At 61.4% G+C, this 13,830-nt stretch carries 18 protein-coding genes; 13 read left to right on the top strand and 5 right to left on the bottom strand.

Going from position 1 to position 13,830, the window contains the following annotated elements:
* Window positions 1-38: 38 nt before the first annotated feature.
* The 3 genes from ACFZPT_RS05730 to ACFZPT_RS05720 all read left to right on the top strand — a co-directional run bounded on the left by ACFZPT_RS05730 (window position 39) and on the right by ACFZPT_RS05720 (window position 3,608).
* On the top strand, window positions 39-1,088 hold the full coding sequence (locus ACFZPT_RS05730) for a DNA topoisomerase IB (RefSeq protein WP_034098018.1): 1,050 nt from the start codon (window positions 39-41) through the stop codon (window positions 1,086-1,088).
* Between the two features lie 123 nt (window positions 1,089-1,211).
* The gene (locus ACFZPT_RS05725) at window positions 1,212-2,834 is read left to right on the top strand and encodes an ABC-F family ATP-binding cassette domain-containing protein (RefSeq protein WP_034113793.1); all 1,623 of its coding nucleotides are present in this window, start codon (window positions 1,212-1,214) and stop codon (window positions 2,832-2,834) included.
* A 69-nt stretch (window positions 2,835-2,903) separates the two neighbouring features.
* The gene (locus tag ACFZPT_RS05720) at window positions 2,904-3,608 is read left to right on the top strand and encodes a YoaK family protein (RefSeq protein ID WP_034113795.1); all 705 of its coding nucleotides are present in this window, start codon (window positions 2,904-2,906) and stop codon (window positions 3,606-3,608) included.
* Window positions 3,609-3,753: 145 nt separating this feature from the next.
* Here the strand turns inward: ACFZPT_RS05720 and ACFZPT_RS05715 are convergent, their stop codons facing one another.
* Window positions 3,754-4,107 (bottom strand): hypothetical protein, encoded by a 354-nt coding sequence (locus ACFZPT_RS05715; protein ID WP_034113797.1) that lies wholly within the window; start codon window positions 4,105-4,107, stop codon window positions 3,754-3,756.
* A 179-nt stretch (window positions 4,108-4,286) separates the two neighbouring features.
* On the opposite strand from ACFZPT_RS05715, the gene ACFZPT_RS05710 reads away from it, so the two are divergent.
* A complete protein-coding gene (locus tag ACFZPT_RS05710) occupies window positions 4,287-4,502 on the top strand; it encodes a hypothetical protein (protein WP_034098026.1) in 216 nt (71 codons plus the stop codon).
* 154 nt (window positions 4,503-4,656) lie between these two features.
* Here the strand turns inward: ACFZPT_RS05710 and ACFZPT_RS05705 are convergent, their stop codons facing one another.
* The 3 genes from ACFZPT_RS05705 to ACFZPT_RS05695 all read right to left on the bottom strand — a co-directional run bounded on the left by ACFZPT_RS05705 (window position 4,657) and on the right by ACFZPT_RS05695 (window position 5,947).
* Window positions 4,657-4,968 carry an AzlD domain-containing protein gene (locus ACFZPT_RS05705; RefSeq protein WP_034098028.1) on the bottom strand — a complete coding sequence of 104 codons (312 nt, stop codon included), beginning with the start codon at window positions 4,966-4,968 and terminating at the stop codon, window positions 4,657-4,659.
* Window positions 4,965-5,660, bottom strand: a complete 696-nt coding sequence (locus ACFZPT_RS05700) for an AzlC family ABC transporter permease (RefSeq protein ID WP_034113799.1) — start codon at window positions 5,658-5,660, stop codon at window positions 4,965-4,967. Before ACFZPT_RS05700 ends, ACFZPT_RS05705 begins: the two co-directional genes overlap by 4 nt.
* Before the next feature lie 71 nt (window positions 5,661-5,731).
* Window positions 5,732-5,947, bottom strand: coding sequence for a hypothetical protein (locus tag ACFZPT_RS05695; RefSeq protein WP_003191339.1), 216 nt, complete (start codon window positions 5,945-5,947; stop codon window positions 5,732-5,734).
* A 174-nt stretch (window positions 5,948-6,121) separates the two neighbouring features.
* Here ACFZPT_RS05695 and ACFZPT_RS05690 point away from each other — a divergent pair, with 174 nt between their 5' ends.
* The 7 genes from ACFZPT_RS05690 to ACFZPT_RS05660 all read left to right on the top strand — a co-directional run bounded on the left by ACFZPT_RS05690 (window position 6,122) and on the right by ACFZPT_RS05660 (window position 11,107).
* Entirely contained in the window at window positions 6,122-6,478 is a 357-nt protein-coding gene (locus tag ACFZPT_RS05690; RefSeq protein WP_034098032.1) for a metalloregulator ArsR/SmtB family transcription factor, read from the top strand.
* 19 nt (window positions 6,479-6,497) lie between these two features.
* Window positions 6,498-7,781: an arsenic transporter gene (locus tag ACFZPT_RS05685; protein ID WP_034113801.1), complete on the top strand. Its 1,284-nt coding sequence runs from the start codon at window positions 6,498-6,500 to the stop codon at window positions 7,779-7,781.
* 12 nt (window positions 7,782-7,793) lie between these two features.
* Window positions 7,794-8,264, top strand: a complete 471-nt coding sequence (locus ACFZPT_RS05680) for an arsenate reductase ArsC (RefSeq protein WP_034113803.1) — start codon at window positions 7,794-7,796, stop codon at window positions 8,262-8,264.
* A gap of 12 nt (window positions 8,265-8,276) precedes the next feature.
* Window positions 8,277-8,963 carry an arsenical resistance protein ArsH gene (gene arsH / locus ACFZPT_RS05675; RefSeq protein WP_034098037.1) on the top strand — a complete coding sequence of 229 codons (687 nt, stop codon included), beginning with the start codon at window positions 8,277-8,279 and terminating at the stop codon, window positions 8,961-8,963.
* Between the two features lie 53 nt (window positions 8,964-9,016).
* The gene (locus tag ACFZPT_RS05670) at window positions 9,017-9,808 is read left to right on the top strand and encodes an AraC family transcriptional regulator (protein WP_034098040.1); all 792 of its coding nucleotides are present in this window, start codon (window positions 9,017-9,019) and stop codon (window positions 9,806-9,808) included.
* A gap of 75 nt (window positions 9,809-9,883) precedes the next feature.
* Window positions 9,884-10,495 carry a LysE family transporter gene (locus ACFZPT_RS05665; RefSeq protein WP_034098042.1) on the top strand — a complete coding sequence of 204 codons (612 nt, stop codon included), beginning with the start codon at window positions 9,884-9,886 and terminating at the stop codon, window positions 10,493-10,495.
* Between the two features lie 84 nt (window positions 10,496-10,579).
* The gene (locus tag ACFZPT_RS05660) at window positions 10,580-11,107 is read left to right on the top strand and encodes a DinB family protein (protein ID WP_034098044.1); all 528 of its coding nucleotides are present in this window, start codon (window positions 10,580-10,582) and stop codon (window positions 11,105-11,107) included.
* 2 nt (window positions 11,108-11,109) lie between these two features.
* On the opposite strand, the gene ACFZPT_RS05655 is transcribed toward ACFZPT_RS05660, so the two are convergent.
* Window positions 11,110-11,568: a GFA family protein gene (locus ACFZPT_RS05655; RefSeq protein WP_379555074.1), complete on the bottom strand. Its 459-nt coding sequence runs from the start codon at window positions 11,566-11,568 to the stop codon at window positions 11,110-11,112.
* Between the two features lie 232 nt (window positions 11,569-11,800).
* On the opposite strand from ACFZPT_RS05655, the gene ACFZPT_RS05650 reads away from it, so the two are divergent.
* Both ACFZPT_RS05650 and ACFZPT_RS05645 read left to right on the top strand, forming a co-directional pair.
* Window positions 11,801-12,547: a response regulator gene (locus tag ACFZPT_RS05650; RefSeq protein WP_034113805.1), complete on the top strand. Its 747-nt coding sequence runs from the start codon at window positions 11,801-11,803 to the stop codon at window positions 12,545-12,547.
* Entirely contained in the window at window positions 12,544-13,620 is a 1,077-nt protein-coding gene (locus tag ACFZPT_RS05645) for an ATP-binding protein (protein ID WP_034098050.1), read from the top strand. The genes ACFZPT_RS05650 and ACFZPT_RS05645 overlap by 4 nt, the downstream gene beginning before the upstream one ends.
* Window positions 13,621-13,830 lie beyond the last annotated feature (210 nt).

Genomic DNA, 13,830 nt, shown 5'->3' with positions numbered 1-13,830 from the left:
ACATACCGGCCTGATTTTGTTGCCAAGGAACCTGACCCATGCCCGACTCCGCGCTGCCCGCCGACCTGCCTCGCGACCTGCATTACGTTGATGACACCCAGCCGGGCATTCGCCGCAAGAAAGTGCGCGGCAAATTCCAGTACTTCGACCCCAAGGGCGAACGCATCACCGATGCTGACGAGATCCGACGTCTCAACGCCCTGGCGGTGCCACCGGCCTACACCGACGTGTGGATCTGCGCCGACCCGCGCGGCCACCTGCAAGCCACCGGCCGCGACGCCCGTGGGCGCAAGCAATACCGCTACCACACACGCTGGCGCGAAGTGCGCGACACCGACAAGTACGCGCGCTTGCAAGCCTTCGGCAATGCCCTGCCAAAACTGCGCAAGCAGTTGGAAGCACAACTGGCCGAGCCCGGTTTCACCCGCGAGAAAGTCCTGGCTACCGTGGTGATGCTGCTGGACGCCACCCTGATCCGCGTCGGCAATACCCAATACGCCCGCGACAACAAATCCTATGGCTTGACCACCCTGCGCAACCGTCATGTGGACGTCAAAGGCAGCGAAATCCAGTTCCAGTTTCGCGGCAAGAGCGGCGTCGAGCACCAGCTCAGCGTGAAGGACCGCCGCCTGGCAAATGTGGTGAAACGCTGCATGGAATTGCCGGGACAGAACCTGTTCCAGTACTTGGACGAGAACGGCGAGCGCCACACGGTCAGCTCGCATGATGTGAATGCCTATCTGCACAGCCTCACCGGCGAAGACTTCACCGCCAAGGACTACCGCACCTGGGCCGGCACCGCCATGGCGTTGGCGGTGCTGCGCGAGTTGGAGTGGCAGCCCGAATCCGATGCCAAGCGCCATGTGGTGGCGATGGTCAAGGATGTCGCCAAACAGCTGGGTAATACTCCGGCGGTGTGCCGCAAGTGTTACATCCACCCGGCGGTGCTGGAGCATTTCAGCCTTGGCGAGTTGTCGAAATTGCCCAAGCCGCGAGTGCGCAAAGGATTGAAAGCCGAGGAAGTTGCACTGGCGATGTTCCTGGAAAGACTGGCCGCCGACTTGCCGCAAAAGGCCAAGGCAGGTTAGGCTCTGCCGCCCTCCTGTTCTCTAGGACGACCGCCGACGTGAACCACTAAGCCTTCCAAAATGTATCCGCAACCAGCGCCATGCGCGCTAGTTGGCCTGTCCGACATTTTTTTGGAGGTGCTGATGACTCACGTCAAACGGCTGCCCGCAATGATTTCCCTGCAACACGTTACCTTCCAGTTCGCCAATGGCGAAACCTTGCTGGCTGACGTGAACCTGTCCATCGATCACACCTCCACCGGTATTGTGGGACGCAATGGCCGTGGCAAAAGCGTGCTCGCGCAATTGATCGCCGGGGTGCTTGTGCCGTCATCCGGCTCGATCACCCGCTCGGCCAGCGCGGTCTATGTGCCGCAACGGGTGGTGGTCAATCCGGGAATGAGCGTTGCCGATCTTAGCGGCACTGCCAACGTGCTGGCAGCGCTGGAACGCATGGCTGCGGGCGCGGCGCACATCGACGATTTTGACCTGATCGACAATCGCTGGGATCTACCCGAACGTCTGCGCGCGGCCCTGGATGAAGCCGGTCTGGGGTCACTGGCGGCGGATTCATCGGCCGAACAGCTCAGTGGCGGCCAACTGGCGCGGGTAGTGCTGATTGGCGCCCTGTTGGCGTCGCCACAGGTGCTGGTACTCGACGAGCCCACCAACCACCTCGACAGCGATGGCCGCGCCTGGCTGATGCGAGCGCTGGGCCAGTGGCGCGGCGGCTTGGTGGTGGTCAGTCACGATCGGCCCTTGCTCGATAGCCTGGCGCGCATCGTCGAAGTGTCGCCCCTCGGTCTTCTCGTCTATGGCGGTAATTACGAGACTTATCGCCGGCAACGCGACGCCGAGCAACAGGCCGCCGTCGCGGCATTGGAACAGGCGCGCCTGGAGCGCAGTCGCGAACGCCGTCGTCTACAAAAGGACCACGATACACTGCAACGCAATGCCGCCCATGCGCACCAGCACGCACAAACCGCGAATGTGGACCGGTTTACCCAGGCGCGCTGGAAGCGCACCGCCAGCGAAGTGGTCAGCAGCGTGCGCAGTGAGCAATACGCGCGTAAACAACAACTGGATACTCAGGTCCGCCAAGCCCATGAGCGCGTGGAGGAACAGTCGCCGACATTGATCGCCTTGCCTGCGTCGACGGTGCCTAAGGGGCGGCTGGTGCTGAGGTTGGTGGATGCATGCCTACCATGGTTGGATACACCCGCACTGACGCTCAGTTTGATGGGCCCCGTGCGAGTAATCGTGCAGGGCCCTAACGGTTGCGGCAAATCCACCTTGCTCAAAGTGCTGGCGGGCGATTCCCACCCAGTCAGCGGTGAGTGTTGGGTGCCGGTGCCCACCGCCTACATCGATCAGCAACTGGCCTTTCTGGAGGACCAACGTTCGGTTATCGAGCACCTCAATCTGCTCGAAACGCCGCTGGCCGAAGGCGAGCTGCGTACTCGCCTGGCTTTGCTGCAACTGAACGCTGCGCGTGTGACTCAGCCGGTCGCGCAGCTCAGCGGTGGCGAGCGTATAAAGGCCGCGATGGCGATTGCCCTGTGGCGTGAGATCCCGGCGCAATTATTGCTGCTGGACGAACCGACCAACCACTTGGACCTGGAGTCGGTGCTTGCCTTCGAACAGGCGTTGCAAGGGTTTGCCGGCGCATTGGTGGTGGTATCCCATGACGAGGCGTTTATCCAGGCCATCGGCCCGACCCATCGGTTGCAGTGGACATCCACAGGATGGTGCCTGGAAGCTGTCTGAGATCATTGCGCGTAAGGTCAAAGCGTCCTACCGTAGTGGCCGGATAATCTCACCGAGGAACCCGCGTCCATGCTGCCTGCGCCCCGCAAACCGTACGCCAACGCTGCACTGGCTCATCGACGCTTATGGCGAGGCCGCATCGGCATGATGCTGGTGGGCAGCTTATCGGTGCTGGCGGGTATGACGGATGCCATTGGCTTTATGGCCAGCGGCGACTTCGTTTCGTTCATGAGCGGTAACACCACCCGCCTGGCGGTGGCTATCGGCGCCGGCGACCACAGCCTGACCGTACGGCTACTGTTGCTGGTCTCCACCTTTGTTTTGGGGAACGCGCTGGGGATTGTGGTCAGCCGATTCAGCCGGCGCCACGCCCTGCCGCTGCTGCTGTATATCGCTGCGTTGCTGTGCTGCGGCGCCTTCTGGCCATTCGAAGACATGTTGCCTGCGCTACTGGCTGCCATCGTGGCCATGGGCATGCTTAACGCGGCGGTCGAGGAAGTGAACGGTCTGCCGGTGGGCCTGACCTATGTGACCGGCGCACTTTCGCGTTTCGGTCGCGGGCTGGGCCGTTGGCTGCTGGGCGAACGTCGCAGCGGTTGGCGGGTGCAACTGATTCCATGGGGCGGCATGTTTGTCGGCGCCGTGATCGGTGCAGTGTTGCAGCAGCACATGGGCCTGCGCGCGCTTTGGGTCAGCGCTGCATTGGCGGCGGTGTTGGGGTTGGTGTCGTTGAAGATTCCGCGGCGTTGGCACTTGGGCTACATGCCACGCTGATCAAGGAGGGATGCTCGCCCGGCGCGACGGCCTCGACGTCCGTGTACCGGTAAAGAGCCATCACCCCGGGCGAGCGAGGTGAATCATAAGCCAATGCCCAAAGCCTGTCCCGCCGGGCGTTTCCGAATATGACTAAGGCAAGGGACTACAGACAGGTCGCCAGTGCGGCCAAGCGACGCTTGGCGGGCATCGTATCTTCGGCGGCGTAGTACTTGACGCTGGAACCTGCGCCGACGCTCTGAATGTCGACGAAGTAATCGCCGCCAGTGGTGTACACGGTGAAACCACCTGCCTCGCTCGGTTCCTTGAAGCCACCGGCGTCCACGCCGAACACACTTTCATCCTGCCAGCCGAACTGAATGCACTCGGCAACCACCAGTGTGGCCTTGTCCGATGCCAGGGTTTTGTAGGGTGCGCCGGTGCGTGCCTCGTTCATCTTCGAACCCGCGCAACCGCTCAGTACCGCCAGTGCCAATGCGCCCAATACCACGTTCCGCATGCCATCGCTTCCTTGGAAAAAACGCGACTCTACCATTTACGGGCACCCGCCAAAGACTATTACGTTGCTCTGGTGGTGCCTGATCGAGGCTGGAGTGGCATCGGCACAAACATGGCACTATGATGCCGCGGTCGGCTTCACTGATGAGGCCGACCGGTTATTTTCTACAAGGAAGCGTCATGAAAGATTTCGTTATCAGCGTTAACAACACGGTTTTGTACATCGCCCTGGCCTTCGTCTGGTTGATCGGTCTGGTGTCGATGTTCAGCGCCAGCTTCCTGTCGGGCCTGGCGGTGCTGGTAGGGGGAACGTTGACGTGGTGCATCATTTCCGGCTTCTGGTTCGTCCAGTCGGCCACCTACGAAGAGCTGCGCAAGCTCAACGCAAAAAACTGATGCCCTGAAGCGGCCCCGATTGGGGCCGCTTTGCTTTGGCAGGATAAATTTATTCTCACTGTGATACGCGCCGTAGCCACCTACACTGGCCTGGCTCATTTTTATGAAGTCTTCCTTCTGCCCGCTCTCCCGCGGGCTTTTTTTCGCCTGGGTTTTACAGCCACCAGCGCAGCAAATAGAACACCGCCATACTCAGCAACACGGTGAGCAACACATTGCGCGTCCAGACCATTAACCCCACCGCGCAGAGGCCGGCGAGCAAATACGGATTGGTCGGGCTCAGGTTGAGGTGATGGTCGGCCAGGAAAATAATCGGCCCGCAGATCGCCGTCAGCATGCCCGGCACCGCAAACCCTAGAAACTCTCGCGCACCGCGATTAAGGCGCACCGGCAGACGCGGTTCGATAAACAGATAGCGGTTGAAGAACACCACCAGGCCCATGGCCACAATCATCAGGTAAATCATCGCTGCCCTACCCCCAGTCGCTTACAGGCAAAGCCGGCGCCCATGCCCAGCAAACCCGACACCACCACGGCCGACTCCCACTGCAAAAAGCTCAGCCAGACCGAAAACAGCAACGCCACCGCCACGCACACCACCGTTGGTACATCGCGCACCACCGGGGTTATCAACGCGATGAAGGTCGCGGCAATCGAAAATTCGAGCCCTAGCTGGTCCAGGCCCGGAATGCTCTTGCCCAGCACAATGCCGGCCAGGGTGAACAGGTTCCAGATGATATAGAAGGTCAGCCCCACGCCCAGGGCGTACCAGCGATTGAAGGTCTGGCGGTCGTAGTGGCTGACCAACGCGAAGAACTCATCGGTCAGCAAGAACCCCAGGCTGATACGCCAGCGGGTACTTAACGGAGAAAGCACTGGCCGCAGGTGCATGCCGTAGAGCAAATGCTGAGAGGTCAGCAGCAAGGTGGTCAGCACGATCGATATCAGGCTGGCGCCACTTTTGACCATACCAATGGCCACCAACTGCGCAGCACCGGCGAACACGATGGTCGACAGCCCCTGGGCTTGCAACGGGGTGAATTGCGCATCAATGGCCATGGAGCCGGCGAGCAGCCCCCAGGGCGCGCAGGCCAGGGATAACGGAATAACGGCGATCGCACCGCGCGCGAACGCATAACGGGGTAAGGCAGCAGGCATAAAAACGGCTCATCGACGGACAGTCGCCAAGCATGCCAGCGCGCCGAGGCGCCTGTCTTGAACGATATTGCTCAGGCGAGCTTCACGGACACCTGTTCCACCGAATCCCGCGCTTCGCGCAACTCGTAGGCATCTTGGTTGAGCCGGTGAATGGTGTTGAGCAAGCGTTGACGCAACACCTCGTCGCCGAGTTTTTCCACGGCGCGCATCAGATCGAACGCCGCGGTTTCGTTATTTTCCGCGACGGAATCCAGGGTTTTGCGCAGGTTGCGAGTGGCTCGGGTCACGCGGGGTCTTCCTTCATCTGCAATGGGGAGGCACTCTAAGACATGAGTGTTTCATTTTAATTTCAAACACTTGTGGTTGATCTTCATGAACTTGATCCACATCAATCGAAACAAGATTTGACCGAGATATATGGAAATACGTATATTCGAATAAACGTATATGCGAATGGAACCATGTCAGACCTCCTGTCTCCTCCCGAACTGTTCAAATGCCTGGCCGACGCTACCCGTGCCCGCCTGACGTTGTTGATCCTGCGCGAAGGCGAACTTTGCGTGTGCGAACTGATCCATGCTCTGGGCGACAGTCAGCCGAAAATTTCCCGGCACCTTGCGCAATTGCGCAGCGGCGGGTTGCTGGTGGACCGTCGCCAAGGCCAGTGGATCTACTACCGTCTCAATCCGGCACTGCCCGACTGGGTGCATCAGGTGCTGACCACTACGTTGCAAGCCAACCAGCCATGGTTGCACGACGACGCGCAGCGTCTGGGTGCAATGGGCGACAGACCACAACGGGCCAGCAACTGCTGCTGAGCCATCGGAGCGTTAATTCATGCTTGTCGCAATCGCCATTTTTCTGTTCACCATCGTGCTGGTTATCTGGCAACCCAAAGGCCTCGGCGTCGGCTGGAGCGCCAGCCTCGGTGCGATCCTGGCCTTGGCGTCCGGTGTCATCAGCCTGGCGGATATCCCGGTGGTGTGGCACATCATCTGGAACGCCACCGGTACCTTTGTTGCGTTGATCATCATCAGCCTGCTGCTCGATGAGGCCGGCTTCTTCGCCTGGGCCGCCTTGCATGTGGCGCGTTGGGGCCGAGGCCGCGGCCGACGTCTGTTTGCGTATATGGTGCTGCTCGGCGCGCTGGTTTCGGCGCTGTTCGCCAACGACGGCGCGGCGCTGATCCTTACGCCCATCGTGATGTCGATGCTGTTGGCACTGCGCTTTTCGCCGGCGGCGACCCTGGCGTTCGTGATGGGCGCGGGCTTTATTGCCGACACTGCGAGCCTGCCGTTGGTGGTATCGAACCTGGTGAATATCGTTTCGGCCGACTACTTCAAGATCGGTTTCAACCAATATGCGGCGGTGATGGTGCCGGTCAACCTGGTCAGCGTCGCGGCCACGCTGGCGGTGCTGCTGTGGTTTTTCCGCCGGGATATTCCCCAGAGCTACGACCCGGCCGACCTGGATGAGCCTGTCAACGCGATCCACGACCGCGCCACGTTCCGCGCCGGCTGGTGGGTGCTGGGCATTCTGCTGGTCGGCTGTTTTGCCCTGGAACCTTTGGGCATTCCCATCAGCGCGATTTCCGCTGTGTGCGCCGTGCTCCTGCTGGTAATCGCCGCCAAGGGCCACAAAATCTCCACACGCAAAGTGCTCAAAGAAGCACCGTGGCAGATCGTGATTTTTTCCCTTGGCATGTACCTGGTGGTCTATGGCCTGCGCAATGCCGGTCTCACTACTTACCTGGCCACCTGGCTCGATACCTTCGCCACCTATGGCGTGTGGGGTGCGGCCATGGGCACGGGGGTGCTGACGGCACTGCTGTCATCGGCGATGAATAACCTGCCGACGGTGCTGATCGGCGCGCTGTCCATCGAGTCCAGCCATGCGGTGGGCGTGGTCAAGGATGCGATGGTCTACGCCAACGTGATCGGCAGCGACCTCGGCCCGAAAATCACCCCTATCGGCAGCCTGGCCACGTTGCTGTGGCTGCATATCCTGGCGCGCAAAGGCATCACCATCACCTGGGGTTACTACTTCAAAGTCGGCATTGTGCTGACCTTGCCGGTGCTGCTGATCACCCTCGCCGCCCTCGCCTTGCGCTTGAGTGTCTGAAGGAGCCGTTTCATGAAAGTCCTGTTTATGTGTACCGCCAACAGCTGTCGCAGCATCCTGTCCGAAGCCGTGTTCAACCACCTGGCGCCGGCAGGTTTCCAAGCGGTCAGTTCCGGCAGCTTTCCCAAAGGCCAGGTGCTGCCCCGCAGCCTGAGCACCCTGCAAGCAGCCGGTATCAGCACCGAGGGTTTGTACAGCAAGGGCAACGACGCCTTCGAAGACAGCCCGCCGGACCTGGTGATCACCGTGTGCGACAAGGCCGCTGGCGAAGCCTGCCCGGTGTACTTCGGTCCGGCAATGAAAACCCATTGGGGGTTGGAGGACCCGTCCGACGTCCACGGTGATGACGCACACCTCAATGCCGCCTTCCAGGCCACCCTGGAAACCATCGAAAGCCGTTGCCGGGCGTTTTTTGCATTGCCGTTCGAGCGTTTGTGCCCGGCAGAACTGAAGGTTGAACTGGAGCGCATTGCGCAACTGTGACAGGAGCAAACAATGAGCACGCTGCCCAATCTCGATGCAGGCCTTTCCACCCCTCTTCACACTGGGCCGCCCCCTGCGCCGCGCATCTTGCTGCTCTACGGCTCGACGCGACCACGCTCGTTCAGCCGCTTGCTGGTGGAGGAAGCGGCGCGCTTGCTGGAGCATTTCGGCGCTGAGACCCGGATATTCAACCCCAGCGGTTTGCCGCTGCCGGACGATGCTCCCAGCGACCACCCCAAGGTCCAGGAATTGCTGACGCTGATGCAGTGGTCCGAGGGCCAGGTATGGTGCTCGCCCGAGCGGCACGGTTCGATGAGTGCGGTATTCAAGGCGCAAATCGATTGGGTTCCCCTGGCGCTGGGCGCCGTGCGCCCCACCCAGGGCAAGACTCTGGCGGTGATGCAAGTGTGCGGCGGTTCGCAGTCGTTCAACACCGTCAACCAACTGCGCGTCCTGGGCCGCTGGATGCGCATGTTCACCATCCCCAATCAATCCTCGGTGCCCAAGGCGTTTCTGGAATTCGATGAACACGACCGCATGAAGCCTTCGGCGTTGTATGACCGCGTTGTGGATGTGATGGAGGAACTGGTGAAGTTCACGGTGCTGCTGCGCGATCGCCCGGACCTCGTCGACCGCTACTCGGAACGCAAGGAAAGTGCCGACGAGTTGTCGCAACGGGTCAATCAACGGTCGATCTGAATGACCGGGCCCGGTTATGCTCAGAAGCTTGCGTTTTCTACCGAGTCGATTGAATGAACGACATGCACCACGCCTGGCTGGGCAGCTACGAAATCAGCAGTACGCACTGCACGGGCTTGAACTTCGCCCGTCACAGCCACGACGAGTGCGTGATCGGCGTGAATCTTATCGGCGAGGAAAACGTGTGGCTCGACCGGCGTGAGTTTGTCGCCGGGCCGGGCAGCATCACGCTGTACAACCCCGGACAAATCCAGGGCGGCGGCGCGGCTGATGGCGCGCCTTGGCAATTTGTCAGCCTGTATGCCACGGCGGATCAGTTGGCCCACGACCTGGGGCTGGCGTACGTGGAATTCGATCGCGCCGTGTGCTTTCAGCCAGCCCTTGCTCAGCGCCTGGCGGCTGCGGTGCACGGCGCCTTGAGTACCGATGCGCTGATACGGGAATTGAACGAGGACGCCCTGGTCCTGGCGCTCGCCGAGGTGGTCAGCCTCAGCGGCGTGCGCCTGCCCAGCACCACGGCCACCGGTAACAGCCTGATCAGCCGTGCCCAGGAATTGCTCGCCGAGCAGTTGCATCAATCGCTGCCGCTGGAACAGTTGGGCGATGAGCTGGGGCTGTCCAAATTCCACCTGCTGCGCACCTTCCAGAAAGAAACGGGCCTCAGCCCGCGCCAATGGGCCATGCAACTGCGCACTCGTCGTGCCAAAGGCTTACTGCGCAACGGTGTATCGGCCGGCCAGGTCGCCCATGACCTGGGCTTCGCCGATCAGAGCCACCTCAACCGGCATTTCCGCGCCGCCTATGGCATCACGCCGGGGCGCTACCAAAACGTGCTGCAGCGCTGAACAACGCAATCTGATCCAAGACACCTGAGCGACGCGGCGGCACACTGCCGGCCATCACTGGATGGGAACGCGGGCATGCTGACGATTTTTCTTTACGCACTGGTATTCGGTTTTGTCTTTTGCCTCTCTCCCGGTGCGGTGCTGGCCGAGACCCTGCGCCGTGGCTTGCTGCACGGGTTCACCCCGGCGTTGCTGGTGCAAGTCGGTTCGCTGGTGGGCGATGCGGTATGGGCCGTGATCGGTCTGACCGGCATTGCGCTGTTGATCCAGCATGATGCCGTGCGTGTGCCCCTAACGGTGATCTGCGCGTTGTACCTGGCCTGGCTCGGCGTGCGCAGCCTGCTGGATGCCTGGCGCTTGCCAGCAATGGACAATGCCCCGGCCGGCTCCGGGCAGAGTGCGCTGGCAGTGGGCGCGGCAATCTCGCTGGCCAACCCGAAAAACATCGTGTACTGGGGCGCGCTGGGCAGCGCCTTGTCCGGCATCGTCGGCGCCACGCCGAGCCATGGGCAGACGCTGATGTTCTTTGCCGGGTTTATGCTCGCCTCGGTGTTGTCGTGTTTCTTGACCGCCGCGCTGGTCAACCTGATGCGCAAGCATGCCTCGGCGCGATGGCACCGCATCAGTTATGCCACGTGCGGGCTGGTTTTGATCTATCTGGCCGTACTCGCTGCGCAGGGTATTTGAAGCGGTTGCGTCCAAGCGTCCGATGATGCGGGCACGCTGCTCACGCACTATGATGGCTCAGTCCTCCACCCCCGGGCATGGCACATGAACCGCATCGAACATTTCACACTCTTGGCCACCTACAACCAGTGGATGAACCGCAAGGTCTACGCCGCCGCCGGCAGGCTGAGCGACGCTGACTTACGCATGGACCGTCACGCGTTCTTCGGTTCGATCTTCGGCACCCTCAACCACCTGATCCTGGGCGACACCGTGTGGCTCAAACGCTTTGCCGAGCACCCTGCCGGCTACTCGGCGTTGGCCCCATTGAGCAGCGTCGCCCTGCCCCCGGACCTCAAACAACTGGCCTTCGCCGACCTGCATGAATTGTCCGCACGGCGCGCCTGGCTGGACCAGATGATTATCGATTGGGCTCACAGCCTGACCGAGAGCGACCTCGATCAGCGCCTGCACTACCACAACATGCGCGGCGATGGCGCCAACAAACCATTCGCCAGTCTTATCGTGCATTTTTTCAATCACCAGACCCACCACCGAGGCCAGGTAACCACCCTGCTGACCCAGGCGGGCCAGGATGTGGGCGACACCGACCTGCTGGCGCTGATCGACTGAGATCAGTGCGAGGTCAGCTCGGCATAGGCCTGCATCAAGCGTGGAAAGTTCTCGGGCGCGGGCAATTGCGCGAAGCTTTCGACCGCCGGCGTGAGCGCCCAGGGCAGCTTTTCACAGGTCCAGGTCTCCATGAACGGTGCAAAATCGGCCGCGCTGTCCAACATCGTTGCCCGCACGTTAACGAAGCCGTCGATGCCATGGGGGCGCGTAAATAACCAACTCATACAGTGGGGGCAGCAGTAATGGCGGTCCGCGCCGTGCAGGCCACCGATCACCGGGGAACCTTGGGTGACGGTAAACGCATCCGCGATGAATAGCGCACTCAAAGAGAACGCACTGGCGCTCATCTTTTGGCAGCCGGTGCAATGACAGGCCATGGTCATCACCGGTGCATGGTCCACGCGCAAACGCACGCGATTACAGCGGCAACCGCCTTCTCGTGGCAGGTCTTCGATACGCATCACACTCTCCTGTTTATGATGGGACGCGCCAGCGTAGCGGTATTCGCGCCAATCTGCAGCCTCGGTGCGGCGCCTAACCCGGCTGAGCACCGCACGCGCAAATAATCCCGCGTCTCCATCATTCCTCCATAAAACCTCCCATGAAAGCGCACGCATGTGATGCACAGTAGGCTTCGTCGCCCCCTGGTAATTGGCCATACTGCGACCATCGAACCGCACCACCGAGCCGACCATGACTGAATCGCACCTGACTTCGACACCAGCGGACTTCGCCGCTCAATCCCAGGCTCTGGTATTGATTGCCGAAGACGAGCCGCAAATCGCCGACATCCTCGCCGCGTACCTCAAACGCAGTGGCTTTCAGACCGTCCATGCCCTGGATGGGCGGCGCGCGCTGGAACTGCATCAAACCCTCAAGCCCGACCTGGTGCTGCTGGACGTGTTGATGCCACAACTGGATGGCTGGATGGTACTGGCCGAGATCCGCCACCGCGGCAACACCCCAGTGATCATGCTGACCGCCCAGGACCAGGACATGGACAAGTTGATGGGGCTGCGCATCGGCGCCGACGACTACATCGTCAAACCGTTCAACCCCGCCGAGGTGGTGGCCAGGACCCAGGCGGTCCTGCGCCGCTCCCGCGACCAGGGCTATGGCAGCGGCCAGCGCGTGTTGCGGGTGGAGGGTTTTGAAATCGACGTCGACAGCCATGAAGTCAGCGTGCGAATCGGCACACAACAGCACGCATTAAGCCTGACCGCGACGGAATTTCGCTTGTTGGCGCAGCTGGCCAAAGCCCCCAGGCGCGTATTCAGTCGCGCCGAGTTGCTCGCGCTGTGCTCGCCAGAGAGCGACAGCCTGGAGCGTACGGTGGACAGCCATATCAGCAAATTGCGCCGCAAGATCGAAGACCTGGGCCTGCAAGGTGTGCCGGCGAGCATCCGCGGGGTGGGTTACCGGTTTGGGAGCCACCCATGAGGACCGCCAATAGCTTGAGCCGGCAGATTATTCTGTCGATGTCTGCCGTGGTGCTCTGCGTGATCGCCCTCGCGGTCGTCGGCTCCTATGTGTTTTACGCGCTGCTCTGGATGTTCTGGCCACCCACGGATATCGATGTGGACGAGTGGCTGCCAACCGGTGTCGAGTGGCTCTGGATGGGTTTGGTCACCGCCATCAGCTTGGCCGTGGGTGCGGTGGTGGCAATCAAATTGTCCCGGCGCATTCTGATGCCGTTGAACTCGGTGGCGGCCAGCCTTCGCCGCCTTGCCGACGGCGACCTGGATGCCCGGGCGACGGCGTCCGATCGCGCATTGGCCGAGGCCAGCGTGCTAGTGGATGACTTCAACAGCATGGCCGCACGTTTGAAGCGCATGGCCCAAGAGCAGTCATTCTGGAACGCCGCGATTGCCCATGAACTGCGCACCCCGCTGACTATCCTGCGCGGTCGCCTGCAAGGGTTGGCCGAAGGGGTCTTTCCTCCGGATCAAGCACAGTTCTACAGCCTGCTGGGCCAGGTCGAGGGCCTGACCCGACTGATCGAAGACCTGCGGGTCGTGGGCCTGGCAGACAATGGTTACCTGGATGTGCATATCCAACGGGCCGACTTGGCCGACGAGATTGAGGCTGACGCGCGTCTGTTCGAACCGGGCCTGCAAGCCTGCGGATTCACCCTGCATATGGACCTGCTCAGGCAACCGGTGCATTGCGACCCCGCACGCATTCGTCAGGCCCTGCTAGCCATGCTCGACAACCTCAAGCGGCACGCCACTCCAGGCACCGTCACGGTGAGCCTGGGCAGCCTGGACGGCGTCAATACCTTGAGCGTCGCGGATGCAGGGCCGGGCATCGACGAAGCGTTCGCCGCGCATATCTTTGAGCCATTCCAGCGTGGGGAAAGCTCTCGCTCCCGCGCCCAGGGCGGCAGCGGCCTGGGGCTGGCGGTGGTGCGCGCCATTGCCATGGCCCACGAGGGCCGCGTGACCTGCCGCAATCTGGAGAGTGGCGGCAGCCTGTTCGAATTGACGTGGCCAGAACGACCGGTCGCTATCTGAAACCCAACCGCCCCAGGTGCAGGCATGTGTTTTTTTGTCCTCGGATTCAAGGGCGTTGAACGCTATCGCCATTTCGCCTTGCTGGACACACAAGGACGCTGTATCGCTTTTAAAAGCTGCGAAGGAACGCCCCAGAACGGCAAATGGGTGCAAGTCAAACATATCAATCTGGCCTGGCTGAACCGTGTGTTACCTGCGCGGGCGCTGAGC

The sequence above is a fragment of the Pseudomonas sp. MD330_10 genome (genome assembly GCF_042610415.1).
GTDB lineage: Bacteria > Pseudomonadota > Gammaproteobacteria > Pseudomonadales > Pseudomonadaceae > Aquipseudomonas > Aquipseudomonas rhodesiae.
The sequence above is the reverse complement of the archived record's forward strand: the minus strand, read 5'-3'. Positions and strand labels throughout refer to the sequence as shown.

What these genes read in the sequence shown, in the direction of transcription:
- ACFZPT_RS05655 (WP_379555074.1), bottom strand. Translation starts at nt 11,568, where the DNA reads ATGCGTATCGAAGACCTGCCACGAGAAGGCGGTTGCCGCTGTAATCGC.
- arsH (WP_034098037.1), top strand. Translation starts at nt 8,277, where the DNA reads ATGAGCACGCTGCCCAATCTCGATGCAGGCCTTTCCACCCCTCTTCAC.
- ACFZPT_RS05645 (WP_034098050.1), top strand. Translation starts at nt 12,544, where the DNA reads ATGAGGACCGCCAATAGCTTGAGCCGGCAGATTATTCTGTCGATGTCT.
- ACFZPT_RS05685 (WP_034113801.1), top strand. Translation starts at nt 6,498, where the DNA reads ATGCTTGTCGCAATCGCCATTTTTCTGTTCACCATCGTGCTGGTTATC.
- ACFZPT_RS05660 (WP_034098044.1), top strand. Translation starts at nt 10,580, where the DNA reads ATGAACCGCATCGAACATTTCACACTCTTGGCCACCTACAACCAGTGG.
- ACFZPT_RS05715 (WP_034113797.1), bottom strand. Translation starts at nt 4,107, where the DNA reads ATGCGGAACGTGGTATTGGGCGCATTGGCACTGGCGGTACTGAGCGGT.
- ACFZPT_RS05670 (WP_034098040.1), top strand. Translation starts at nt 9,017, where the DNA reads ATGAACGACATGCACCACGCCTGGCTGGGCAGCTACGAAATCAGCAGT.
- ACFZPT_RS05720 (WP_034113795.1), top strand. Translation starts at nt 2,904, where the DNA reads ATGCTGCCTGCGCCCCGCAAACCGTACGCCAACGCTGCACTGGCTCAT.
- ACFZPT_RS05665 (WP_034098042.1), top strand. Translation starts at nt 9,884, where the DNA reads ATGCTGACGATTTTTCTTTACGCACTGGTATTCGGTTTTGTCTTTTGC.
- ACFZPT_RS05690 (WP_034098032.1), top strand. Translation starts at nt 6,122, where the DNA reads ATGTCAGACCTCCTGTCTCCTCCCGAACTGTTCAAATGCCTGGCCGAC.
- ACFZPT_RS05680 (WP_034113803.1), top strand. Translation starts at nt 7,794, where the DNA reads ATGAAAGTCCTGTTTATGTGTACCGCCAACAGCTGTCGCAGCATCCTG.
- ACFZPT_RS05725 (WP_034113793.1), top strand. Translation starts at nt 1,212, where the DNA reads ATGACTCACGTCAAACGGCTGCCCGCAATGATTTCCCTGCAACACGTT.
- ACFZPT_RS05705 (WP_034098028.1), bottom strand. Translation starts at nt 4,968, where the DNA reads ATGATTTACCTGATGATTGTGGCCATGGGCCTGGTGGTGTTCTTCAAC.
- ACFZPT_RS05730 (WP_034098018.1), top strand. Translation starts at nt 39, where the DNA reads ATGCCCGACTCCGCGCTGCCCGCCGACCTGCCTCGCGACCTGCATTAC.
- ACFZPT_RS05650 (WP_034113805.1), top strand. Translation starts at nt 11,801, where the DNA reads ATGACTGAATCGCACCTGACTTCGACACCAGCGGACTTCGCCGCTCAA.
- ACFZPT_RS05700 (WP_034113799.1), bottom strand. Translation starts at nt 5,660, where the DNA reads ATGCCTGCTGCCTTACCCCGTTATGCGTTCGCGCGCGGTGCGATCGCC.
- ACFZPT_RS05710 (WP_034098026.1), top strand. Translation starts at nt 4,287, where the DNA reads ATGAAAGATTTCGTTATCAGCGTTAACAACACGGTTTTGTACATCGCC.